The 23,776-nt window shown below is 35.8% G+C and carries 28 protein-coding genes; 12 read left to right on the top strand and 16 right to left on the bottom strand.

From position 1 onward, the window contains the following. Positions 1-271: 271 nt before the first annotated feature. From urtE to ureE, 8 genes are all read right to left on the bottom strand, one after another. Complete coding sequence (urtE, locus tag O5633_RS06815) at positions 272-979, bottom strand: urea ABC transporter ATP-binding subunit UrtE (RefSeq protein WP_269608888.1); 708 nt, start codon at positions 977-979, stop codon at positions 272-274. Continuing rightward, positions 979-1,731 carry an urea ABC transporter ATP-binding protein UrtD gene (gene urtD, locus O5633_RS06820; protein ID WP_269608889.1) on the bottom strand — a complete coding sequence of 251 codons (753 nt, stop codon included), beginning with the start codon at positions 1,729-1,731 and terminating at the stop codon, positions 979-981. The genes urtE and urtD overlap by 1 nt, the downstream gene beginning before the upstream one ends. Further along, entirely contained in the window at positions 1,728-2,855 is a 1,128-nt protein-coding gene (urtC, locus tag O5633_RS06825; RefSeq protein ID WP_269608890.1) for an urea ABC transporter permease subunit UrtC, read from the bottom strand. The genes urtD and urtC overlap by 4 nt, the downstream gene beginning before the upstream one ends. A 3-nt stretch (positions 2,856-2,858) precedes the next feature. Further along, a complete protein-coding gene (urtB, locus tag O5633_RS06830; protein WP_269608891.1) occupies positions 2,859-4,016 on the bottom strand; it encodes an urea ABC transporter permease subunit UrtB in 1,158 nt (385 codons plus the stop codon). 77 nt (positions 4,017-4,093) lie between these two features. Then, positions 4,094-5,371: an urea ABC transporter substrate-binding protein gene (gene urtA / locus O5633_RS06835; RefSeq protein ID WP_269608892.1), complete on the bottom strand. Its 1,278-nt coding sequence runs from the start codon at positions 5,369-5,371 to the stop codon at positions 4,094-4,096. A 146-nt stretch (positions 5,372-5,517) separates the two neighbouring features. Continuing rightward, positions 5,518-6,123: an urease accessory protein UreG gene (gene ureG / locus O5633_RS06840; protein ID WP_269608893.1), complete on the bottom strand. Its 606-nt coding sequence runs from the start codon at positions 6,121-6,123 to the stop codon at positions 5,518-5,520. Next, positions 6,123-6,794 carry an urease accessory protein UreF gene (locus tag O5633_RS06845; protein ID WP_269608894.1) on the bottom strand — a complete coding sequence of 224 codons (672 nt, stop codon included), beginning with the start codon at positions 6,792-6,794 and terminating at the stop codon, positions 6,123-6,125. The genes ureG and O5633_RS06845 overlap by 1 nt, the downstream gene beginning before the upstream one ends. 20 nt (positions 6,795-6,814) lie before the next feature. Then, a complete protein-coding gene (gene ureE, locus O5633_RS06850; protein WP_269608895.1) occupies positions 6,815-7,255 on the bottom strand; it encodes an urease accessory protein UreE in 441 nt (146 codons plus the stop codon). 102 nt (positions 7,256-7,357) lie between these two features. On the opposite strand from ureE, the gene O5633_RS06855 reads away from it, so the two are divergent. Genes O5633_RS06855 through ureC form a run of 4 tightly spaced genes read left to right on the top strand, consistent with a single transcriptional unit; the run spans position 7,358 to position 10,673 of the window. Further along, a complete protein-coding gene (locus O5633_RS06855; protein ID WP_269608896.1) occupies positions 7,358-8,278 on the top strand; it encodes an urease accessory protein UreD in 921 nt (306 codons plus the stop codon). A gap of 52 nt (positions 8,279-8,330) precedes the next feature. Next, positions 8,331-8,633 carry an urease subunit gamma gene (locus O5633_RS06860; protein WP_269608897.1) on the top strand — a complete coding sequence of 101 codons (303 nt, stop codon included), beginning with the start codon at positions 8,331-8,333 and terminating at the stop codon, positions 8,631-8,633. A gap of 8 nt (positions 8,634-8,641) precedes the next feature. Then, a complete protein-coding gene (locus tag O5633_RS06865) occupies positions 8,642-8,962 on the top strand; it encodes an urease subunit beta (RefSeq protein ID WP_269608898.1) in 321 nt (106 codons plus the stop codon). 1 nt (position 8,963) lies between these two features. After that, the gene (gene ureC, locus O5633_RS06870; RefSeq protein ID WP_269608899.1) at positions 8,964-10,673 is read left to right on the top strand and encodes an urease subunit alpha; all 1,710 of its coding nucleotides are present in this window, start codon (positions 8,964-8,966) and stop codon (positions 10,671-10,673) included. A 20-nt stretch (positions 10,674-10,693) separates the two neighbouring features. Here ureC and O5633_RS06875 read toward each other — a convergent pair whose 3' ends face one another. Beyond that, positions 10,694-10,933: a DUF1830 domain-containing protein gene (locus tag O5633_RS06875; protein ID WP_269608900.1), complete on the bottom strand. Its 240-nt coding sequence runs from the start codon at positions 10,931-10,933 to the stop codon at positions 10,694-10,696. 156 nt (positions 10,934-11,089) lie between these two features. On the opposite strand from O5633_RS06875, the gene O5633_RS06880 reads away from it, so the two are divergent. Continuing rightward, positions 11,090-11,269: a hypothetical protein gene (locus O5633_RS06880; RefSeq protein ID WP_269608901.1), complete on the top strand. Its 180-nt coding sequence runs from the start codon at positions 11,090-11,092 to the stop codon at positions 11,267-11,269. A gap of 266 nt (positions 11,270-11,535) precedes the next feature. Beyond that, entirely contained in the window at positions 11,536-12,546 is a 1,011-nt protein-coding gene (locus O5633_RS06885) for a porin (RefSeq protein ID WP_269608902.1), read from the top strand. 688 nt (positions 12,547-13,234) lie between these two features. Here the strand turns inward: O5633_RS06885 and O5633_RS06890 are convergent. Beyond that, the gene (locus O5633_RS06890) at positions 13,235-13,507 is read right to left on the bottom strand and encodes a hypothetical protein (RefSeq protein WP_269608903.1); all 273 of its coding nucleotides are present in this window, start codon (positions 13,505-13,507) and stop codon (positions 13,235-13,237) included. Positions 13,508-13,667: 160 nt separating this feature from the next. Next, positions 13,668-13,916 (bottom strand): RNA recognition motif domain-containing protein, encoded by a 249-nt coding sequence (locus O5633_RS06895; protein WP_011295404.1) that lies wholly within the window; start codon positions 13,914-13,916, stop codon positions 13,668-13,670. A gap of 196 nt (positions 13,917-14,112) precedes the next feature. On the opposite strand from O5633_RS06895, the gene rpsU reads away from it, so the two are divergent. Both rpsU and O5633_RS06905 read left to right on the top strand, forming a co-directional pair. Next, a complete protein-coding gene (gene rpsU, locus O5633_RS06900; RefSeq protein WP_011295405.1) occupies positions 14,113-14,289 on the top strand; it encodes a 30S ribosomal protein S21 in 177 nt (58 codons plus the stop codon). Positions 14,290-14,347: 58 nt separating this feature from the next. Next, a complete protein-coding gene (locus O5633_RS06905; RefSeq protein ID WP_269608904.1) occupies positions 14,348-14,572 on the top strand; it encodes a hypothetical protein in 225 nt (74 codons plus the stop codon). Between the two features lie 51 nt (positions 14,573-14,623). On the opposite strand, the gene O5633_RS06910 is transcribed toward O5633_RS06905, so the two are convergent. Then, the gene (locus O5633_RS06910; RefSeq protein ID WP_269608905.1) at positions 14,624-15,142 is read right to left on the bottom strand and encodes an AbrB family transcriptional regulator; all 519 of its coding nucleotides are present in this window, start codon (positions 15,140-15,142) and stop codon (positions 14,624-14,626) included. 290 nt (positions 15,143-15,432) lie between these two features. Between O5633_RS06910 and O5633_RS06915 the strand changes: the two genes are divergently transcribed. Beyond that, a complete protein-coding gene (locus O5633_RS06915; protein ID WP_269608906.1) occupies positions 15,433-17,046 on the top strand; it encodes a photosystem II high light acclimation radical SAM protein in 1,614 nt (537 codons plus the stop codon). Here O5633_RS06915 and O5633_RS06920 read toward each other — a convergent pair. The 3 genes from O5633_RS06920 to O5633_RS06930 are packed head-to-tail and all read right to left on the bottom strand — an operon-like array spanning position 16,968 to position 19,458. Then, positions 16,968-17,819, bottom strand: coding sequence for a CPBP family intramembrane glutamic endopeptidase (locus tag O5633_RS06920; RefSeq protein ID WP_269608907.1), 852 nt, complete (start codon positions 17,817-17,819; stop codon positions 16,968-16,970). The genes O5633_RS06915 and O5633_RS06920 overlap by 79 nt on opposite strands. A 44-nt stretch (positions 17,820-17,863) precedes the next feature. Continuing rightward, positions 17,864-18,175, bottom strand: a complete 312-nt coding sequence (gene clpS, locus O5633_RS06925) for an ATP-dependent Clp protease adapter ClpS (protein WP_269611327.1) — start codon at positions 18,173-18,175, stop codon at positions 17,864-17,866. 59 nt (positions 18,176-18,234) lie between these two features. Further along, the gene (locus O5633_RS06930) at positions 18,235-19,458 is read right to left on the bottom strand and encodes an LL-diaminopimelate aminotransferase (protein WP_269611328.1); all 1,224 of its coding nucleotides are present in this window, start codon (positions 19,456-19,458) and stop codon (positions 18,235-18,237) included. A 394-nt stretch (positions 19,459-19,852) separates the two neighbouring features. Between O5633_RS06930 and O5633_RS06935 the strand changes: the two genes are divergently transcribed. After that, positions 19,853-21,772, top strand: coding sequence for an Rne/Rng family ribonuclease (locus O5633_RS06935; RefSeq protein ID WP_269608908.1), 1,920 nt, complete (start codon positions 19,853-19,855; stop codon positions 21,770-21,772). A 2-nt stretch (positions 21,773-21,774) separates the two neighbouring features. Beyond that, entirely contained in the window at positions 21,775-22,362 is a 588-nt protein-coding gene (locus tag O5633_RS06940; protein WP_269608909.1) for a ribonuclease HII, read from the top strand. Positions 22,363-22,376: 14 nt separating this feature from the next. On the opposite strand, the gene O5633_RS06945 is transcribed toward O5633_RS06940, so the two are convergent. After that, on the bottom strand, positions 22,377-22,889 hold the full coding sequence (locus tag O5633_RS06945; RefSeq protein ID WP_269608910.1) for a DUF1997 domain-containing protein: 513 nt from the start codon (positions 22,887-22,889) through the stop codon (positions 22,377-22,379). 56 nt (positions 22,890-22,945) lie between these two features. Between O5633_RS06945 and pheA the strand changes: the two genes are divergently transcribed. Next, positions 22,946-23,776, top strand: coding sequence for a prephenate dehydratase (gene pheA / locus O5633_RS06950; protein WP_269608911.1), 831 nt, complete (start codon positions 22,946-22,948; stop codon positions 23,774-23,776).

The following is a 23,776-nucleotide window of genomic DNA, read 5'->3' on the forward strand; positions in this document are numbered from 1 at the left end:
AATGTTAACTAAATGAATGAGTATTATTCATGAAAACTCAAAGACTAGTGTCCAAAAGATCTTGTATCTATTACGACAGACTAAAAATAGTATGCTAAATAAATATAAAAATAAACAAAGCTATAAATGAGTCCACTCTTTAAGTGTCTTGGTTGTGGACAAAACATCGAAAGGTCAACAAAGACTTTTTGGACAAAAAAAGGTCATATTCTTTGCTCTACTTGCCAAGACAAAATAGAGAAAGAAACTGCTTTTGCCGAAACAAAATAGACTAAACACTAAGGAATTTCTCTACCACCGCTTTACTTAATTCACTAGTTGGGCCATTTGCGACTATCCCTCCTCGTTGCATTGCATAGTACCGATCTGCTTGCCTTACAAAATGCAGATGTTGCTCTACCAATAAAACTCCAACACCAGTCTCACTAATGATCCTTCTAACTGCTGACTCAATATCTTGAACAATATTCGGTTGTATTCCTTCGGTTGGTTCGTCAAGTAAAAGTAACTTTGGTTTTCCAAGCAATGCTCGTGCAATCGCAAGTTGTTGCTGTTGCCCACCGCTTAAATCACCTCCTTTACGAGCTAGAAATTGTTTTAAGACAGGAAAAAGTTCATATACAAGTTCATCAATCTTTTTATGCTTTGACAAACCTCCAGGCAACGCTTCCAAGCCAAGTTGAAGATTTTCCTCAACAGTTAAATAAGGTATTATTTCTCGTCCTTGAGGAACATAAGCGATTCCTGAACGAGCCCTTTGATGAGGTGGCTTTCTATTTACCAAATCTCCATTAAAAATAATCTCTCCACGCCTTGGAGTTAATAATCCTATTAAAGATTTAAGCAAAGTTGTTTTACCTACTCCATTTCGACCTATAAGACAAATCATCTCACCCTGATTGATATTCATATCGACATCTCTAAGAATATGACTCTCGCCATAGTAGGTATTCAAGCTTTTTATCTGAAGCATAGTCATTATTCTTCCTCCTCAGATTTGCCTAGATAAACCTCTATCACTAAAGGATCTTTTTGTATATCGCTCATTGAACCCTCTTTCAATACATGACCTTGGTGTAAAACACTAACAGGGCAATCAAGTCTACGAATAAATTCCATATCATGATCAATGACTAAAACAGTATGATCGCCCGCTAAAGATTTAAGAAGATCAGCAGTTAAATCTGTTTCTTCATCAGTCAAGCCAGCTACAGGTTCATCAACAAGTAAAAGATCAGGATCTTGTCCAACTAGCATCGCAATCTCAAGCCATTGTTTTTGACCATGAGAAAGCGCTCCAGCCCTGATATTGGCTTTTGATTGAAGGTTAACAATACTCATTAAGCGTTGAATTTCATCTAAGTTCTGAACCTTTAAACTATTCATTAACAACGACAAAGGAGTTTTAGGTCTACTAACTGATAGAGCTAGGTTTTCTTGTACCGATAGGTTTTCAAAAATCCTTGGACTTTGAAACTTTCTCCCAATCCCTTTACGCGCAATACGAAACTCTTTTTGACCAATCAAAGATTTTTCTTTGAAAATTACATCACCCTTAGTAGGTGCTACTTTTCCAGTTATTACATCTAAAAATGTGGTTTTACCTGCTCCATTGGGACCAATAACTGCTCTAAGATCCCCTTGATTCAAAACCAGATCAAGATCTCTGAGAGCAAGAAATCCTTCAAAACTAACTGAAATTTGTTTTAGCTCTAGTAATGGAGAAGTCATGATTCCACCTCACCTTGTTCATTTACTTCAAGACTTGGATATGTCTCTAGTTTTTTATTAATCCCAAGCAAAAAAAGTAATTTCTTTGGACCGCCTTTGCTGATCCATCCTAATACTCCTTCTGGAAGAGCTGTTACAACAAGAATAAATAATCCACCTTGAATAAACATCCAACTTGCTGGTAATGCTTCACTCACCAAACTTTTTGCATAATTAATTAAAACAGCTCCAAGAATTGCGCCTAGCAAAGTTCCTCTACCTCCAACGGCAACCCAAATGACCATTTCTATAGAGAAAGGGACAGTCATAAACTGCGGAGAAACTATTCCAGATTGAACTGTATACAAAGCCCCTGAAATACCAGCTAATCCTCCTGCAATTGAAAAAATTATTGTTTTAAAAATTACTGGATTATATCCAGTAAAACGAACTCGAGCTTCATCATCTCTAATACCAATAAGAATATTTCCAAATCTATCTCGAACAATCCATCGCGAAAAAAACCATGCACATATCACTAAAATAGCTGTTATCCAAAAGAACCATCTTTGCATTATTTCTGAACCTACCATTTGTCCAAAAAGTTGAGTCACGTCTGTTTTTAAACCATTTGTTCCATTAATTAATTTCTGTTGTCCATTAAAGAAATTGAAAAAAACCAAAAGAGCCGCTTGTGTAAGAATTGAAAAATAAACACCCTTAATTCTATTTCTAAAAACTAAATACCCAAGAAGACCAGCAACTATAGCCGGTATGAACCAAATGGAAATCAGAGTAAAGATTGAACTTTTAAAAGGTTCCCAAAAAAATGGAAGTTTTTCTACTCCATATAAACCAAAAAACTCGGGAATGCCATTTGGGAATTCTCCAGCACTATTCAATTGGAGAAACATCGCTGCACAATAACCACCAAGAGCAAAGAAAATTCCTTGACCTAAACTCAACATTCCTGTGAATCCCCAAATCAAATCAACTCCGAGCGCAACTATTGCAAGAGATAAATATCTTCCTAAAAGATTTAATCTAAAAACAGGGAGTACTGATGGAGCCGCAATAATTAAGGCAATGATTAACACCCAAATAGTTAAGTTAATCCAACTTTTTTTTGTAGAAAAAATACTCATAAATCAAGACTCCACCATTCTTCCTTTTTGAGGGAACATCCCTGTTGGTCTAAATTGAAGGAATATTACTATTAGAGCAAATATCATTACTCTAGCCATGCTTGTTGTCGCGAAAAAATCTACCGTTGAATAAAGAGGGGATGGCATATCTGGCCAAATGGTAAGTAGCCTTCCTGCTCCTATCAAATCGGTCATTATTCCAATAGAGAAAGAAGCAAGGATTGTGCCTAACAAATTGCCTACTCCACCAAGAACAACAACCATAAAACATCCCACAATATAATTGCCACCAACATTTGGTCCCACTGAGCCAAGGAGTGAAACAGCAACTCCTGCAACACCAGCCAGACCAGAACCTATTCCAAAAGTAATAATATCTACTGTTTGTGTTGATATACCTAAACAATCACTCATAGGTCTATTTTGAGTTACTGCTCTAATTCTTATTCCCCAAGCTGTTTTATCAAGAAAGAAAATCACTACTAAAACAGATATTAAGGTAATAAGGATTATTAAAAGACGAGTTTTAGGAAAAGTAATTCCAACAAAATCAATTCCACCTCTCATCCAAGAAGGAGCAGTAACATCAACATTCCTTGCACTAGCACGGCTAAGTTTACTTACTAAAGACGATAAAATACCTCCTGTTGCTACACCTAATAACGCTGAGAGGCCCCAAGTAGACGCCCTTATTAATTTACCTTTTGCGCCATGAAGTAAGTCCTCCGAAATAAATAGCGGTGAAAACAAGCCAAAGAACAGAGCTATCACAAGTCCACTGCCATAGGCTAGTGGAACACTTCTCACGAATTGTTGCAGTATTAAGCTAACTCCCCATGTCGCTAAAAGTGTTTCCAGCGGACTTCCATAGAGACGTCTAATAACTGTTCGCTCTAAAAGAATGCCAACTGTTCCGCTAACTAAAAAAGCAATCCCAATAGCAACAATGACATATGAATCATAAAAAGGTTTTAAAAAAGAAACTTGTTTGAAAATTAATTGGGTTATGTAAGTTGAATATGCTCCAAGCATCATCAATTCACCATGAGCAAGATTGATGACACCCATTAATCCAAAGACAATTGCAAGTCCCAGTGCTGCGACAAGCAAAACTGAGCCAATAGCAACGCCATTAAAAAGGCTTTCGAGAATAAGTTGCACTAACTTGGTTGATATTTTTAAAGAAATAAGGAGCCCGAAGGCTCCTTAATAGATTCTATTTATAACTCAAAAACGAATCATAATCTGTATTTTTCACCTTTCTTAGGATCAGTCCAATCACAAGCGTACCCTTTAGAACTTGGATGTTTTTGGTTCCATGCTTGTGGCTCAACTACTCCTGTTTCTTCAAGAATTGTAAATCCACCCTCTGAGTTGATTTCACCGATTCTTACTGTTTGAGATAGATGATGATTAGGCATAACTTCTACAGGCCCTTGTGGAGCATCGAATGTCTGACCAACCAATGCTTCTCTAACAGCATTGTCATCAAATGTGCCGGCATCTTCAACTGCCTGTTTCCATAGATAAACCATGTTATAAGCGGATTCTTGAGGATCAGCTACAACACGATCGCTACCCCATCTCTTCTTAAAGCTCTTGGCAAATTCCTTAGAAGCTGGTGTATCAATAGACATCATGTAGTTCCAAGCACCATAATGGCCCTCAAGAAACTCAGGTCCAATCGTACTAATCTCTTCTTCCGCAATGGAGTAGTTCATTACGTAGTAACCATTAGAAGGAGTAATTCCTGCGTCCTGGATTTGCTTGAAAAAAGCAACATTTTGATCACCATTTAAGGTGTTAATAATTATTCCGCCATCAGGAAGAGCAACTTTGATCTTGGAGATAATAGGTGCTACCTCTGTGTTACCCAAAGGAAGGTAATCTTCGCCAACAACTTTTCCTCCAAGTTGCTTAACTTGAGCTTTAGTAATTGTATTAGAAGTTCTTGGGAAAACATAATCAGAACCAACTAAGAAGAAATCTCCTCCAGCAGCTGGTGAGCGCTTGTACATGAAATCTGTAGCAGGCTCGGATTGCTGATTAGGAGTCGCTCCAGTGTAGAAAATGTTATTAGAGCACTCTTGGGCTTCATATTGAATTGGGTAGTAAAGGAATGCATCTTTAGATTCATAAACGGGAAGCATTGCCTTACGACTTGCAGATGTCCAGCCACCAAAAACAACTGGTACTCCATCCTGGTCAATTAACTTCTTAGACTTCTCAGCGAAGGTAGGCCAGTCTGAGGCACCATCTTCAACAATGTACTCAATTTTATAGCTTTTACCGTCGATTGTTATACCACCTGATGCATTGATCTCCTCAATAGCCATTTTCTCTGTGTCAACAAGAGTTGATTCGGAGATTGCCATTGTCCCTGATAGAGAATGGAGAATTCCAACAGTTACGGTGTCATCAAAGTTGCCTGAAGAGTCTGATCCACCACAGGCAGTTACAGTAACAGCCAATGAGGCAGTAGCTAAACCTGCAAAAATACGCTTTGAAAGCTTCATGAATTACTAACTAAAGTAGTTGATTGCCCACCTTGGGGGGTCAACGGAAGGTATCCAACTGAACACCCATCTTTTTGTAGCTAATGTGACCTTTTTTACTATTTCAGTGAACGAAAATATTTTTTCGTATTAACAAATACATTTCTTCAAGGGTTTTGTATTTGATTACACAAAAAAGCTTCGATGGTGTTAAGTCCCTCCCCTGTCTTTGTATTTGTAAAGCACCATGGAAGATCTCCCCTCATTAACATGGTGTCTCTCTCCATCACTTCTAAACTTGCACCTACCATTTCAGCAAGATCAATCTTATTGATCACTAATAAATCTGAGCGTGTTATTCCAGGTCCTCCTTTCCTTGGAATCTTATCTCCAGCTGCAACGTCAATTATATAAATACATAAATCTACCAACTCAGGACTAAAGCTTGCAGCAAGATTATCACCACCACTTTCAACAAATACTAAATCTAGAGTTGCAAATCTCTGTTCTAACTCTTCAACAGCAATGCGATTTATAGAACAATCTTCTCTTATCGCTGTATGCGGGCATCCTCCAGTCTCAACTCCTTTGATACGTTCTGGTGCTAAAGCCTTTGAATTAGTCAAAAATTTTGCATCTTCTTGTGTATAAATATCATTTGTTACTACGGCGATCTCTAATTGATCTTTAAGATTTTCGCATAGTCTCTGAATAATAGCCGTTTTGCCAGATCCTACTGGACCAGCTATTCCAACCCTTAATTTACTTTCCATTAGCTTCTGAATAATCTTGAATAAAGTTCTACATGTGACTGTTGAGCCATAATAGCGCCGATATCGCCAACCCAAATTTCTTTGGGATTCTGTTCCAATAAGTAACTTGCTTGAGACTTAATAAGTTTTAGAGATTTCTTTTGAAGCTGTTGAGCTTTTGTTGGTCCTAATGACAAAAGTCTTAGCGCTGCACTTAGCTGATTAGCCACCCAACTATATAAAAACCCCTCCACCAAATCAATTTGAGGTATATCCCAGCAGACTCCAGCCCAAGCCCAAGCTATCGGCCATATAAATTTCTTTTCATTATTAGGAAGAGGGTGATCAAGATCAATGAGCAGCTGTAAAAGAGATTCGCCCATTTGTGTTTGTTGGGATCTAAGCTCTGGAGAATCTCTTAGCGAAGTAAGCCAAGAATTCCACTCTTCAATAAGTGACTTATATTGCTCATCTTTCTTATCCCTCCAATCCACTAAGTCTTCCATGATGTGCGCAATTGAGCTTGCCTCAATTGTTATTTGACCTCGAGATAGTTCGCTTTCAAGCCAATTGAAAAGACTGATTTCGTCATGTACTTTTTTATTTTGGACAAGCCACTCCAATCCCTCTGAATAACTAAAAGCTCCAACTGGTAATGATGGGCTTATTAATTGTAAAAATTCAAGTTTCATAAATGGAGTTAATCTAACCTCTACTCATAAGCTCCAATCTCGGGAGAAAAAGGTCTTTTGAAACTTTCTATTTCAAAACCTTGTCTCTCTAACATCTTTTTCATAACTACATCATTGAGTAAATATAACTCTTTATTATGCAACTCAATCTCAACATGTCTATTACCTAAATGATAAGCAGCTTTTAACAATTTCAATCTATTTTCTGAGCTAATTCTTATTACATCTTCTTGAGCAGCCTCGATGCTTACAAAAACTTTTGAATTTTCACTTTTCAATACCTCTCCAGGCATCAACCTACCTCCTCCTCTAGGCAAATTTAAAATAACATCGATCCCATCTTTAGTTAATCGCTTTCCCCGAAGCTGAGTCCTCTCTTTTGCAGACAAGGGAAGTAAAAGACAATGTTTTATCCCTCGAGCACTAATTCTCTCAGTGAGATAGATTGATTCGTGTGACAAGCTTCAATTCTTTGTAGATATAAATTTCAAAGATTATATCTACCAGATAAGACATTTATTATTTTCTCAATACTAAATGAGCAAAATCGATAAAACTATTCAATGACATCTCAATGGCATGGAACTTGTGATCTAAGGCTTTTCAAGAAGTCAAGTGCTAAGAAGATCGATAGTCTCAAAACAATTCATCAAGCAAAATGCACTGCCCCATTGAAATTAATGAAAGTATTCAATGATAAAAAAGATGGAAGATGTGAAATACCAATTCTCCATAGTGCTGGAGGCATTGTTGGCGGTGATCAACTGAAAATAAATGTAAATGCTGAAAAAGAAAGCAGGGCTATATGTTCTTCAGTAGCAGCTCAAAAAGTTTATGGAAGTAGAGGCAGATCAAAACTAAATCCTAAAGGGAGCTGGGCAAATCAAAAATGTTTTTTTCAAATTAAAAAAAATTCTGACTTTGAGTGGATCCCTCAAGAATTAATTGTCTATCAGGGAGGTCTTTTCGAACAAAATATGACTGTTAATCTTGATCCTTCATCAAGCTTTTTATGCGTTGATTTGGTTCGTTTGGGAAGGACTGCTGCAGGAGAAGAACTTGGTAGTGGAATATGGAGATCATCTTTGGAAATTTTCAGGGAGAATGCTCAAGGAAAACATTATGAGTTTAGTGATCGCTTAGAACTATCTGGAGAAGCTCTAAAGTCTATTCATGGATTAGAACAGAAACCCGTATTTGGATCCTTAACTTGGATAACACCCAAAGAAATAAAGCAAAAAGATTTGTCTGATTTATTAGTAAAATGCCGACAACATAGAGCTGGTCTTGAGGGATTTATGACTTGTAGTCTTCTTGAAAATGGCATATCAGCAAGATACACAGGCTCGTCAACACAATCAGCTCGATTTTGGTTTTATAGAATTTGGAGTCTTACTAGAATTTTAAGAAAATTAAGCATGCCTGAATATATGAGGATTTGGCCATTGCAAGAAAATCCATCAACAGATACAAAATGTCCATAATGAACTTTTAAGCATTTTTTTGCTAGTAAAATGATTTCCTAAATATTAAAAAATGTACTTAAGCCCTCAAGAAAAAGACAAATTACTTGTAGTTACCGCTGCTCTTTTGGCAGAGAGAAGATTAAATAGAGGTTTGAAATTAAATCATCCTGAAGCCGTTGCTTGGCTTAGCTTTCAAGTACTTGAAGGAGCTAGAGATGGAAAGAGTGTCTCAACCTTAATGAGCGAGGGGACCACATGGTTAACAAAAGAACAAGTCATGGAAGGTGTATCCGAACTCATCCATGAAGTTCAAATAGAAGCTGTTTTTCCAGATGGAACGAAGCTGGTAACACTTCACAACCCAATTAGCTAACTAAAATTATGTCTTATTTAATTCCTGGAGAAGTGATTCCCGAAGATGGTTTTATTGAACTCAACAAAGGAAGAGAAATTACAACTCTCAAAGTCGCTAACACTTCTGATCGACCAATACAAATTGGCTCTCATTATCATTTCTATGAGTCTAATAAAGGTCTAGAATTTGATCGTCACAAATCTCTCGGCAAAAGGTTAGACATCCCAGCTGGTACTGCTATCAGATTTGAGCCAGGTGACAAAAGAGACGTTAATCTTGTCCCTTATGCAGGAGAGCGTAAAATTTTTGGGTTTAACGGACTTATAAACGATTCACTTCAACAATAAAATGTCTTTCAAGATTTCTCGCCAAGCATATGCAGAGACTTATGGTCCGACCAAAGGGGATCGTATTAGACTTGCGGATACAGACTTAATACTCGAAGTCGAATATGATCATACTCACTATGGAGATGAAGTCAAATTTGGTGGAGGTAAAGTGATTCGTGATGGGATGGGACAATCACAACAAAGTAGAGATAATGGAGTAGTAGATACAGTTATCACAAATGCACTAATTTTGGATTGGTGGGGAATTGTTAAAGCTGATATTGGCATTAAAGACGGGAAAATCTCAGGTATCGGAAAAGCTGGCAATCCTGATACTCAAGAAGGGGTCAACATTATTGTAGGAGCCAGTACAGAAGCAATTGCAGGAGAAGGAAACATTATTACTGCAGGAGCTATTGATAGTCATATTCATTTTATCTGTCCACAACAAATAGAAACTGCTTTAGCTAGTGGGGTTACCACAATGTTAGGAGGAGGGACAGGTCCAGCAACAGGTACTAATGCAACAACTTGTACACCAGGAGCATTTCATATATCAAGAATGCTGCAATCAGCAGAGGGATTTCCTATGAATCTGGGATTCTTTGGAAAAGGCAATGCAACTAACAAAACAGCATTAGAGGAACAAGTTAGAGCAGGTGCTTGTGGCTTAAAACTTCATGAAGACTGGGGAACGACACCGGCATGTATTGATTCGTGCCTAAGTGTTGCAGATCAACTAGACGTACAAGTTTGTATTCACACAGATACCCTAAACGAAGCTGGTTTTGTTGAAGATACAATTCACGCAATAAAAGGAAGAACAATTCATACTTTCCATACTGAAGGAGCTGGAGGTGGACATGCACCCGACATTATAAAAATTTGTGGGGAATCTAATGTAATCCCCAGCAGCACTAATCCCACAAGGCCTTTCACTCTAAATACTCTCGAAGAGCATTTAGACATGTTGATGGTATGCCATCACTTGGATCCTAAAATCCCTGAGGATGTTGCATTTGCCGAGTCAAGAATACGTCGTGAAACTATTGCTGCCGAGGACATACTTCACGATTTAGGAGCCTTTTCTATTATTGCGAGTGACTCACAGGCTATGGGAAGAGTTGGAGAAGTTATTAGTCGAACTTTTCAAACTGCTCATAAAATGAAAGTTCAAAGAGGAGCCTTACCAGAAGATAATAGAAGGAATGATAATCATCGACTAAAAAGATATATCTCAAAGGTAACTATTAATCCCGCAATAGCTCATGGAATCAGTGGTCATGTTGGATCAATAGAAGTTGGGAAACTAGCAGACTTAGTCCTTTGGAATCCGGGGTTTTTTGGAATCAAACCTGACTTAGTAATCAAAGGTGGATCTATCGCATGGGCTCAAATGGGAGATGCAAATGCCTCCATTCCTACTCCCCAACCAGTATATGGTCGTCCAATGTTTTCTTCCTTTGGAAAGGGAATGAATTCAACATGCCTTACTTTTTTAAGTGAGATCGCAATAGACGCTGGTATACCGGAGCAACTCAAATTGGAACGTTCTTATGCTGCCGTTAAAGACACAAGAAAGATATCTAAACAATCAATGAAACTAAATGATGCAAGACCAAAAATAGAAGTTGACCCTCAAACATATGAAGTTTTTGCAAACGAAGAGCTTTTGACTTGTGAACCGGCGGAATCACTACCACTTGCACAAAGATATCTATTGCTTTGATTAATTAAGTCTTTAAGGGTCTAAGCTGCAACAAGGTCCTCTAAAGAAGAAGAAGAAGAAGAAGAAGATACTCTGAGTCGTTGCTCTAAATTTGGCCCATATGACTCAATACCCCAAATTTCTAGCTGAGAACCTTCTGGAGCCATAGATGAAAAGACTTCTTGAGGGAAGATAGCTCTTTCTAAAAAAAATCTATCCGGTCCAATGCATTTCAATATGACCATGCTTGAAGTGATGTTTTTGTAAGAGAAATCGACCATCAACGTACAAATATTTTTTGAAATTAAAACAAATAAATAAAAAAGTATTTGTACTTTTTTATACAAAACATAAAGCTTCAAATATAGAAAAATTCTAAAAAAGTTCATCAAGAACAACTGCTTAAAGTCCGCTTAGTTAAAAATAAGCAAAAATTTATGATTTCTACTACAACAAAAATTCGAGTACAAAATATACTTAGACGAATAGAAAATAATCAACTAGTTACACTAGAAGAGAGGATTTTTCTTAATAAATTATCTAGTGTTTCTAATGTTGTTTCTCAATGGCTTACTTCTTCCTTAGGGCCAGAAGCTAGCTCAATAGACAATGATTAATTTTTTTTATAATTACTTTGTTTTCAATTAGGCTCGTGAACTTTCAATAAAGCACTCCCGAATTTATTAGCTTTGATCCTTGAACGAACAAGAAATCTAATGGCCAAAAAATCGTAATCAATTAATTAACTTAAAATTGAGAAAAAACTCTGAATTTCAAAATGTAGCCATACTTACATATTGATATCTAATAATGTATTTTCCATTACATCGCACAAAATTGTTAACTAGGAAAATAAATTGTTTATATTTTGTGTGAGGACACAATGAAACTTTTTCAGCGTTTGCTTGCAGCTCCTGCTGTATTGGGATTAATGGCTCCTGTTGCAGCTAATGCAGATACTGCCTTTTCATCAACCACAACTCTTTCTGGTGGTGCTGTTTTTACTATTGGTTCAGTGGCTGATGGTGGTACATCTGACACGGAAGAAGAGCTCTATATGCAATACGGATATGGACTTGATGTAACTTCCAGTTTTACTGGTGAAGACATGCTCTACATGGGCATGGAAACTGGTAATGCTAGTGGCCCACTTGCAAGCATGGATAGCTCAGTCGGGGGCACTGGTGCTATTACTTTGCATTCTTTATATTATGCCTTCCCTGTTGGCGATCTTTCAGTAACTGCTGGACCTTTGGTTGATCAGGATGATGTTGTTGCTGCAACAACTTCTGCTTATTCAGACGCTTTCAGACTAGGCAGCATGCCTTATTCTTTGGCTGGTAACGAAACTGGTCCTGGAGTTGGTGTTGCTTACTCTAACGATAACGGTGTAGTTGCTTCTGTGAGTTTCGTTTCTGTTGGTGGTGCTGATTCAACAGTAGGTATTGGCGCTGATGATGGTGATGATGTTTCAACTTTCACTCTTGGCTATGACGGCGACGGCTTTGGTGGCGGTCTGGTAATCGCTTCTAACGACGGTGAAGGCGGAACAACTGGATACGACACATTTGGTGGTGGTATCTACTACAGCCCAGAGTCAATTGATGCAACATTGAGCGTTGCTTATGACACAACAGATCCAGAAACAGGTGCTGATGCAACTGACTTGTTCGTTGGTGTTGACTACGAAGTTGGTCCAGGAACATTAAGTGCTGCTTACAACTCAACTGATGTTGATGGTAGTGATTCTTTAGATTCAACAGGATTTGAAGTTTCATACAGCTATGGACTTAATGACTATGTATCTGTAACAGCTGGATTTTTCACTGTAGAAGATACAAGTACTGGTGATGACGACACTGGTGTAGTTGCTGAAACTTATTTTAGCTTCTAAATTTGTCTAAATTTGAAGTCAAAACCTAATAAAAAAGCCTCCTAATTAAACAGGAGGCTTTTTTATAAATATAAAAATCAATTTTTAAATTTTAGGCAATTACAATAATTGATATTATTCAATAGTTTTATTTTTTTTCTTAAAAACGACTTTGACTTAATTAAAGCTTCATAAGGATCAAGTTGTTCTAATCTCACAATATCTTCATAGGGGTCAGGAATACCTTTATTGTTTCTTTTGATGTGCTTCATTTATTTTTCATAGATAAATAATTATTAAACATGATTGTCTTTATCATAAAGAGATATCAGAATTGAACCCTTTATTTTTACTAACTTTAAACCATCTCATTTGATGAGTAATACGATGCCCATTGGGATATAAGTAGTTATTATTTTCAATACTATCGTTTTGGATAATCATTTCAGTTCTATTAACTATCTTGTGAGAATTACCAGAGTTTTTACAATTTAATTTCATAATAGATCAATTATATGAAATATTAAAGACATGAAATCGATAGTTTTATGTCCATCATGAACAAAGTTATGATTCTAAAACGAAATAATCCAATCAAAAACATTAAATATTTTAAATTAGTTATTAATTTAAGTTAAATTTTTCATAAAAAAAGGCAGCCAGATTAGCTGCCTTTTAAAACTTAAGTTTAATTTAACTTAATTAGAGTCTAAAAATATTTAAAAGGGAAGAATATCTTATCAGGACCGGCAAGCATCACTGAAGCAGCAATTAGAGCAGTTACTATTTGAACACCAATGAATTGTTTTTGAAGGTATCTATAAGAACCTGATTCAGAAAGTTCAACTGATGGTTCATTCTCAGGTAACCCATAATAATAAATTTGAGAGATCTGAAAAAAGATAACTAAACCTGCAATTGCAGCCAAAGGATTAAATCCACCAAATGTGATTGTTGAGAAAGTGATTGCTGAGTAAACCATTAAAAAGGCATTGCTCTTAACTTCTTATTATTACAGCATTAATTTGAGAAAATGCTTAAAGAGCTAATAGACTGAAATCTAAAATTAATTAAAATTCAAAATTAATTTGACTTCTGTCAGCTTCACCCGCAGACAAAAAAAAAATTTACTCATTATCTAATTAATTGTTTTTAGGCCTTGCTTTTGTCACCCTTATAGCTCTGCCCATCCATTCAACATCTTGAAGATCATCAATTGCTTTTTGTTCTTGAGCATCGTCGCCCATATCAACAAAAGCAAAGCCTCTTTTTCTTCCTGTTTCCCTTTCTAACGGCAGCTTGCAATTGGTAACTTCACCATAACTGCTAAAAACCCCAACAATATCTTCGACTTCTGCATCAAACGAGAGATTCCCTATGTAAATAGTCATTGGATAACGGACCTATGAAGTAATAATGAATGGTCCGAAAAGGGGAAAACCTCAAAAATTTGGCTAGTAAGCAAAACTTGAAGAAAGCTATTTGGATAATTCAAAAAATATATTAGATCTTTTTCTCCCAAAAAGGTCAAAACAAAAATATGCTTTATCGTCCTGTAAAATTATCCAATAGAATTTTTTATCTTTTTTGACTCAAGTAACTGTTGGAGAAAACGAAGGCATTGAATCAGCACTTCGCCGTTTTAAACGTCAAGTTTCCAAAGCCGGCATCTTTGGAGAATTAAAGCGATTGCGTCATCATGAGACCCCTGTTGAAAAATATAAGCGTAAATTGCAACAAAGACGTAGAAGCAGAAGAAGGTGAACAAAATCTTAAAAAAGTGCAAATATTTAAATATTTAGGCTCTTATTAGCTTTATCTAATGGAAAAAGAAAATTGTTGGGTTTGGTTTAAAGGTTCGCTCAAAGAAGGAGGAGTCTGGAAGGGAGGATTTACCTATAAAAAAGATGAGAATTCAGGAGTACTTATTCAAAACCCAGCTTATGTGCAGTGTCGCGTTCCAGATTGGCGCATAAGTACTACTGAGCCTTTGGATAAGTTTAAAGGACCTAAAATTCCTGAAAACTCTGTATGGAAAATTTTATAGTATTTAAAAATACTATTCTAATAATATTGTTGGATTTTTATTACTTAATCTCTAATTAACGTTCATATTAACAATAGGCGCTAAATACTTAACAACAGCTGGAGTAATCAATAAAACAGCTATCAATCTAAATGCATGAATTGCCGCTACTGCAGCTCCTACACCAAGCTCAGCCCCTACAAGGCTCATACCAAGTGTTCCACCAGGCGCAGAACCTAACAAGGCTATTAAAGGGTCAACTCCAAACAAACGGACTACTAGAAATCCAACAAAGAGACCAGTAAGAATCAAAGTAATAGTAATTAAAATAGCTGGCTTCCATAACGTTTGTAACTCTGAAAGAGTATCTCGATTAATACCCGTCCCAATAACAGTACCTACGCCAATTCCAAGTAAAGTTTTGGTACCCATAGGCCATTGAGCAGGTTCAAATTGACCACTGATACTTAAGCATCCTGCCGCTAAAATTGAACCTAGAAGAGGAGCCGCAGGGATACCACTAAGCAGCATCAAACTTCCTATAGCAGCACCGCTGAGAATGTATATGATCAAAGTCATTGTAGGATTCATAATCCAAGCATTAAATCTATATCCTTAGTCTGATCTAATTTTTGTTTTTTAAAGCAATTGATCAATATCAATTAAAAAACCTATGAAAAAACTTTTCATTGCAATTAAATGATTATCTTACTGCTTGCAGAAAAATGTCAAAATGACTTCTACAACTATGTTTTAACTAGATTTTGAATGAACTGGGATTTTTTGACTTTTTACCATTAATCTAATTTTCAATCAAAAAGGTCAACAAATTGTTAGTGTTTATTTCTAAATGATTATTTTTGCTAACAATAGATGTTCTGATGAAAGGAAATTTGACTTCAGAATTGAAAATTCATGGGCCTAAATCTGAGTTTAAGGTCTTGTATGTCAGATTACCTTGTAATCCGATTTTCCCAATTGGACCAATTTATTTAGCTGATCATGTTCATAAATGTTTCCCAGAAATTCAACAATTAATCCTTGATTTAGCATCCTTACCCATATTAGATGTCGAGAGAATATTAATAAATAGTATTAAAAGTTTTCACCCAACATTAATTGTTTTTTCATGGAGAGACATACAAATTTATGCTCCTGTCGATGGAAGAGGAGGAAATCCTTTACAAAATTCATTTGAAGTTTTTTATGCTCGCAATCCACTCAAGAAAATTCGAGGTGCTTTCGGTGGTTTTCAACTAATGAAAACTCATTATGGAGAAATATGGAGAAACCAAAGATTAATTAAAAATGGATTAAAACATGCAAAGAAATTCAATCCAAATGCATCTGCCATTTTAGGTGGAGGTGCTGTTAGTGTTTTTTATAATCAACTAAAAAAATCACTACCGAAGGGCACTATTATCTCTTTAGGAGAAGGAGAATTATTAATAGAGAAATTAATAAGAAATCAATCAATTGCTGATGAGAGATGTTTTGTAGTTGGTGAATCACCGAGAAATAAACTTATTCATGAAAAACCAAATAATATAGTTAAAACCGCATGTGATTATGGCTATATCAAATCTATTTGGCCTGAATTTAAATGGTATTTAGACGGTGGAGATTTCTATATTGGAGTACAAACCAAAAGAGGTTGTCCTCACAACTGTTGTTATTGCATTTATACTGTCATCGAAGGCAAGAAAGTAAGGATTAACCCTGTAAGTGAAGTTATTAAAGAAATAAAACAATTGTATAAACTTGGTGTTCGTGGCTTTTGGTTTACTGATGCCCAATTCATCCCTTCCAGAGGTCACATTCAAAATGCTAAAGATATTCTTCAAGCTATCTATGATGAAGGATTGCATGATATTCATTGGGCCGCATACATAAGAGCTGACAATTTAGATGAAGAATTGGCTGAATTAATGGTTCGAACAGGTATGAGCTATTTTGAAATTGGAATAACCTCTGGCTCCCAAGAACTTGTTAGAAAAATGAGAATGGGATACAACTTAAAAACAGTTTTAAAGAATTGCGAACTTCTAGCAAAAGCAGGTTTTAAAGCACAAGTTTCAGTAAATTATTCATTCAATGTTATTGATGAGCGTCCAGAAACAATAAAACAAACAGTTGCTTACCATAGAGAATTAGAGAAGATTTTTGGAGCTGATATTGTTGAACCTTCCATATTTTTTATAGGATTGCAACCTCACACATTACTAGAAGAGTATGGATTGAAAAATGGCTTATTAAAGCCTGGTTATAACCCTATGAGTTTAATGCCTTGGACTGCTAGAAAACTCCTCTGGAATCCAGAGCCAATGGGTAAAGAGTTTGGAAGGGTTTGTTTAGAGGCCTTTGACACAAATCCAAATGATTTCGGTAGAACAGTTATGAACTTATTAGAGAGAGATTATGGAGTTTCATCTTTAGATGAAGCATTAACTGTCGAGACTAAAAATCGCCCTGTTCTTTCAAAAAGCCTTCGTTGAAAAAATATAATGATTGATAAAATTGTTATCCCAATCACGCTCCCAATGGGATTTATCATATCTTTGCTTGGTCCAAGTAAAAAATAAGGAGTCTCAATAGAAAAAACGACCATTCCCGAATCAAATATATGCCAAATTCCAACCAGTCCACCATGTAAACCTATACAACCCAATAATGATCCTTTATCAATAGTTCGTCTTAAAGTTAGAACTATTCCAAAAAGAAAAAGACCAGTTAGAAAAGGAATTAAAGCTAATAAACCAATATCAGATCTATAGTGGGCGAGACTGAAAATTGCAGATTGGAAAATAATTCCTCTCCTCAAACCAAACAGAAAGACCATTTCCTCCAGCAACCATACTCGAAAAACTATCTCTTCAGCAAAAACAATTCCAACTATCAATAATATTGCGTTGAGTAATGCACCAACTTTAATGTAGCCAATACTATCAACCCAACCGCATAAGAAAATAAATAGAGAAAAGATTAATAAAAGAAAAAATGAAAGTATAAATCCTCTAAAAAATATTTGTATTGCTCTAAATTTATTTTTATAATCTAATCCTATTGATAACCATAGATGCTTAGTTTTCCATCTAATTTTACCCCAACTAGGTAGAAGAATTAAAAACAAACTAAATGTTATTATAGTACCTATAATACTTAAATCATTTGCACTAATATTCCGATTAATTAGGTAAAAAAAATGACTAATAAACCATCCTGCTGGATATAGAAATAAAAACAAACTAAATGTTGGAATCCATTGCATTTTCTGATGCAGCCATCTATTCCAAAATATGTGAATTGGGAATTTCAGCTTTCTAATTCTATTGTGCTTGTTAGACCTTTTGCCTTTAAAGATTCAGAATAAAATTCAGCGGGTTCCAAGTCACAAACGATAACAAGTCCAATGCCATTATTATGTGTTTCCAACATAATATTCAGAGCATCCTGTTCGCTTAATTGAGGAACTACTTGTCTCAAAGTTTCAACTACATAATCCATTGTATTCACTGGATCATTATGAAGTAAAACCTTGTATTTAGGAGATACTTTTCGTACTCTCTGAACTTCGCGATCAATAACAGCAGTGTCTCCTTCAGTTTGATTTGCAGAGTCAACCATAATTAAACTACCAACATGAATAGCTCTTTTCGCAAAGGAACTTACCATGAGAATATGCATCACAATTTTACGATCCTATGCATGGCTTTTTCGACATTTTCTCTACTGTTAAATGCAGACAATCTAAAATAGCCTTCTCCCGCAGCTCCAAAGCCACTTCCAGGTGTTCCAACCACGTTTGCTTTTTCAAGTAAGAAATCAAAAAAATCCCAGGAACTCATGTTTTTTGGAGTTTTTATCCATGCATAAGGGGCATTAATCGCACCAAAAACTTCAAATCCAGCAGAAGTTAAATTTGCCTTGATAATTTGAGCATTATCCATATAAAAACTTACCAATCTTTTAATTTGGGCTTTCCCTTCTTTGGAGTAAACAGCTTCTGCCCCCCTCTGAACCATATAACTTACGCCATTGAATTTAGTACTTTGACGACGACTCCATAAAGACCACAAGTCAACTTCCTGTTTACCTGCTTTACCTTTTAAAGACTTAGGAATAACTGTAAAGGCACATCTTGTTCCAGTGAAACCTGCATTCTTCGAAAAAGAACGAAACTCAATTGCACAATCTTTAGCACCTGGAATTTCATAAATCGAATGAGGAATTGAATCATCTTTAATGAAAGCCTCATAAGCCGCATCAAAAAGAATCAAAGAATTATTTTCTTTAGCATATTGAACCCAGGATGCTAATTGTTCTTTAGTGGCTACTGCCCCAGTTGGGTTATTAGGGAAACAAAGATAAATTAAATCAAATTTTGCTTTTGGTATTTCTGCCTCAAAACCATTTTCTGAATTAATCGGAATATAACTTAAACCATTATATTCACCTAATGAGTTTGCCTCTCCTGTCCTCCCCGCCATCACATTAGTATCGACATATACTGGATACACAGGATCAGTAACTGCTATTTTATTGTCTTTGCCAAGAATATCTAAAATATTACTGCTGTCGCATTTTGACCCATCTGAAACAAAGATTTCTTCTGCTGTAATATCACAGCCACAAGATAAATAATCATTTTTCGAGATAGCTTCACGAAGCCATTGATACCCTTGCTCAGGACCATACCCCCTAAAACCCAGCTCTGTTCCCATCTCTTCAATAGCCACCTTCATTGCTTCTCGACAAGCCAAGGGCAGAGGTTCCGTGACATCACCAATTCCTAAGCGGATCAAATCAGCAGCTGGATTATTAGCGTTAAAATCCTTAATTCTTCTAGAAATCTCTGGAAAAAGGTAACCTGCTTTTAATTTCAGGTAATCAGCATTAACTTGAACCACGTGAAAAACATCCAGATTTATTTCAGGATAATCCCTTGCACACCTTCGTATATTCAAAGAGAAAAGATTCAATAATTAAGAACAAATCATCTTATGGAAACCAAGACTGAAATCAATAATTTTAAAAAAGTGATCTTGTGTTAATATATTTTTATAACTATGCAAAAGGTTTAAGTCCTTATTGTACTTAGTTAACGTCAGTTATTCTTAAAGAGCAACCTAGGTTAAATTTTGGCAACTCCGGAAATTTAAACCGGAATATATTTAATTCACAGTTCGAACAGTAATCAAAAATCTCTTTAAGTTTCTTTGGCGTTCAAAAATTTTAAACCTCTTTATTTGCAGTTTTCTGCCGATCAATTTTTTTATAGCTTGAAAAAGCTCAAAACTATATATGCCCCAGCAAATTGTCATTGCTGAGCAATTACGCATTGCCGCTCTGCTCACTGAAGAGAGAATAGATGAATTAATCGTAGCTCAAGGTAGCTACCAGATAGGAGATGTTTTCTTGGGAACAGTTGAAAATGTTCTCCCAGGAATAGATGCAGCTTTTGTCAATATTGGAGAAAGTGAAAAAAATGGTTTTATTCATGTAAATGATCTTGGACCACTGAGATTAAAAAAAGCTACTGCAGCAATAACAGAGTTACTAGAACCAAGGCAAAAGGTTTTAGTTCAAGTAATGAAAGAGCCCACTGGAACAAAAGGTCCTAGATTAACTGGTAACTTGGCTCTCCCAGGTAGATATCTTGTACTTCAACCCTATGGACAAGGTGTAAATATTTCGAGAAGAATTAACACCGAAAGCGAAAGGAATCGACTTAGAGCATTAGGAGTCCTGGTTAAGCCTCCAAGCACTGGCCTTCTCATAAGGACAGAAGCGCAAGATATTTCTGAAGAATTTTTAATAGATGACCTAGAAAATCTTCTTAAACAATGGGAGCTTATTCAACAAGCATCTGACAGTTGTACCCCTCCAATTCTTTTAAATAGAGATGAAGATTTTATTCATAGAATTCTTCGAGATCATATAGGCCAAAATGTGAACAATATAGTCGTTGATAATCCTGAAGCAGTTGGTCGTATTAAAAATTTCCTTGGAAAAGATGCTAAGGAATTACTAATAGAATTACATAGTGAATCGCAAAATATCTTAGAAAAGTATAGAGTAATCTCTGCAATTACTGATGCGTTAAAACCTAGAGTTGATCTTCCATCTGGTGGCTATATCATAATAGAACCAACCGAAGCTTTAACAGTTATTGATGTCAATTCAGGCTCATTTACTCGTTCTGCAAATTCCAGAGAAACAGTTTTATGGACGAATTGTGAAGCAGCAATTGAAATAGCAAGACAATTAAAATTAAGAAATATTGGTGGGGTAATTATCATTGATTTTATAGATATGGATACAAGAAGAGATCAACTTCAATTATTAGAACATTTCACATCTGCTATTAATGGAGACTCAGCTCGCCCTCAAATTGCTCAACTTACAGAACTTGGGCTTGTTGAGTTAACTAGAAAGAGACAAGGGCAAAATATATATGAATTGTTTGGAAAAACTTGTCCTAACTGCCAGGGGCAAGGTCAACTTCCAAATACAATTATTCAAGAAAAAAACCTTACAAACTCTTCTGAAGTCGGAGTGATTAATTCAACTTTAATTGTAGGAAATGAAATACAGTCTTCACAAGAAAATAATATCAAAAAGAAGCGTGGAAATAAATCAAAGGAAATAGACACAAGCTTAACAAATGAAGAAAATAAATCAACCACTAATAGTTCAATACCTATCTCCTCAGATACAATTGAAGAAGATGCTTCTTTATACAATAACAACAAAAAAGAAAAGACTGTACTTCATATAAATATGAATAAAAACGAGGAGTTAGTATACAGTTTAATGGGATTAGATCCTATACTAATTTTAGATGAACCTCCCTTAAATGAAAACTACACTGTTAAAGTAATTAGGCCTGGAGATGAGACAAGAGGAGAATCAGAAAATGAAGTTCATAAGGAAGGAAAACAAAATATAATTAATAATTCCGATACTAAGTACAACAAAAATAGTAAGGATCTTGTTCGTCTTACAAGCAACAATTCTATTGAACAAAATTCAACCAATCCTGAAGAAACGGAAAATGTCAAGAAAAGTGATATTAATGTAGGTTTAGATGAAGAAAGAAATGAATTAATTATTGCTGATAATATTTTACAAGATGAAAAGAATGAATTAAGTGCAACCGATTCAAAAGAAGTTAATGAAGATCCAAGACGAAAAAGAAGAAGATCATCAGCGTCTTCTTAAACATGGAAGCTCAGGAATCTCTGATTGCAGGAGTTGATGAAGTAGGGAAAGGTTGTTTATTTGGCCCTGTTTTTGCTGGAGCTGTAATATTGAGCAAAGCAAACGAAATAAAGCTATTAAGTCAAGGTTTAAGGGACAGTAAAAAATTAAGTCCTCATCAAAGAAACAACTTAGTTCCTTTAATCAAAAAAAACTCAATAGCATGGTCGATAGGCCAGGCTTCAGCAAGAGAAATTGATAATATCGGTATCCGAGGGGCTACTGAAAAAGCAATGCTAAGAGCATTAGAAAAATTCCCCTCTCCACCAGAATTAATTCTTGTAGATGGAATATTACCTATTCGCTTATGGAAAGGAAAACAAAAAACACAAGTTCGAGGTGAAAGTCATTTCGCCTCAATTGCTGCTGCGAGTGTGTTAGCAAAAGAAACCAGAGATGATTTAATTAAACGACTAGCCCTCAAATACAGTATTTATGGATTAGATAAAAACAAGGGTTATGGAACTGAGATTCATAGAACAAGCTTAATCAAAGCAGGTGCATCAACACTCCATCGAAAAAGTTTTCTCTCAAGATTCGAAATCGATTGATATTAATTTTGTAACTAATTTTCTTTACACCAATTATTGAAATCGACAATTAGCTGCTTCTCAACCCTTGCCTTTATTCCTAACAAAATTCCATTTAATATTGATTGCCCAGTTTTCTCAAGCATTTTGGGAGGAATTAATCTCAATAGTGGAGGCTGACTGACTGTTACACCCAAAAGCGCCTCGCCTTCAAGAGCTGATGGCTTTGCCTCTAAAATTGCATCTAAAGTTAAATCAAAATCATCAACTATTCCCAAGCCATCCAAGTGGCTTTCAGTGACATACATTCTGATTTTCCTCTCAGAATTCTCCACTTCTATTGATACGACTGGATTTATTTGAAGTTGAAAAACCTTAAAACTTGTGACTTCGTACTTAAATTTTCCTGGCCCCAAAGGGGTCAATTTTTTAGGATCAAGCATTGCTCCTACAACTCTTTCCTGTTGTAGGAGATAATCAGGTAGTTGCTCCTGATTATCTTGAACAACTAGATCAATTTTTTGTCGTGCTGTAAAGGCAAGAGACATTATCAAAAGCTTGCTCAGTTTGATCTTATCGGCATTTACCCCATTTTTTTCATCTAATGTCAACTCGAGTGGCCTACCTAGGGCCTAAAGGAACATACGCTGAGAAGGCTGCAAAAGCACTAGCAGAGCTAGAAAAGCTTGAATCGCCAGAGTTTTCTCCGTGCAAAGGATTAAGGTCTGTAGTAGATAATCTTGCAAACAATCTTTGTGAAGCAGCCGTCGTACCAATTGAAAATTCAGTAGAAGGTGGGGTTACCACAACACTAGATTCTCTATGGAGACATAAAAATATATTTATTCACAGAGCCCTGGTACTGCCTATTAAACACTCATTAATGAGCAGCGGATCTATATCAACGATTTCAGAGGTCCTTTCCCATCCTCAGGCTATAGCTCAATGCAGCCAATGGTTAAGCGATAATATTCCAAATGCAGTTCATTTACCAACCAATTCAACTGCAGAAGCAATAAGAATGGTAAAAGGAAGCTCGTTTAGAGCAGCTATAGGGTCAAAAGAGGCAAGTGATGAACTAAATATTCTGGCTTATCCTATTAATGATATTGAAGGTAATTGCACTAGGTTCGTTCTTCTTAGCAAGAACAATATTAAAACAGATGGTAATAAAGCAAGTATGGCTTTTTCTCTTAAGTCAAATAGTCCGGGGGCATTACTAAAAGCATTAAATTGCATAGCAAGTCTTGGCCTGAATATGAGTAGAATTGAATCTCGCCCCTCTAAAAGAGAACTAGGCGAATATGTCTTTTTCATAGATCTTGATTTAAAAAATAATAATCAAAAAGACTTTGAAAAAATTACTAAAGAGTTATCTCCACTGTGCAATCAAATAATTAATTTTGGATGTTATTTCGGATCAGAAGTTGAGTAA

The organism is Prochlorococcus marinus str. MIT 1013 (assembly GCF_027359395.1).
Classification (GTDB): Bacteria; Cyanobacteriota; Cyanobacteriia; order PCC-6307; family Cyanobiaceae; genus Prochlorococcus_B; species Prochlorococcus_B marinus_E.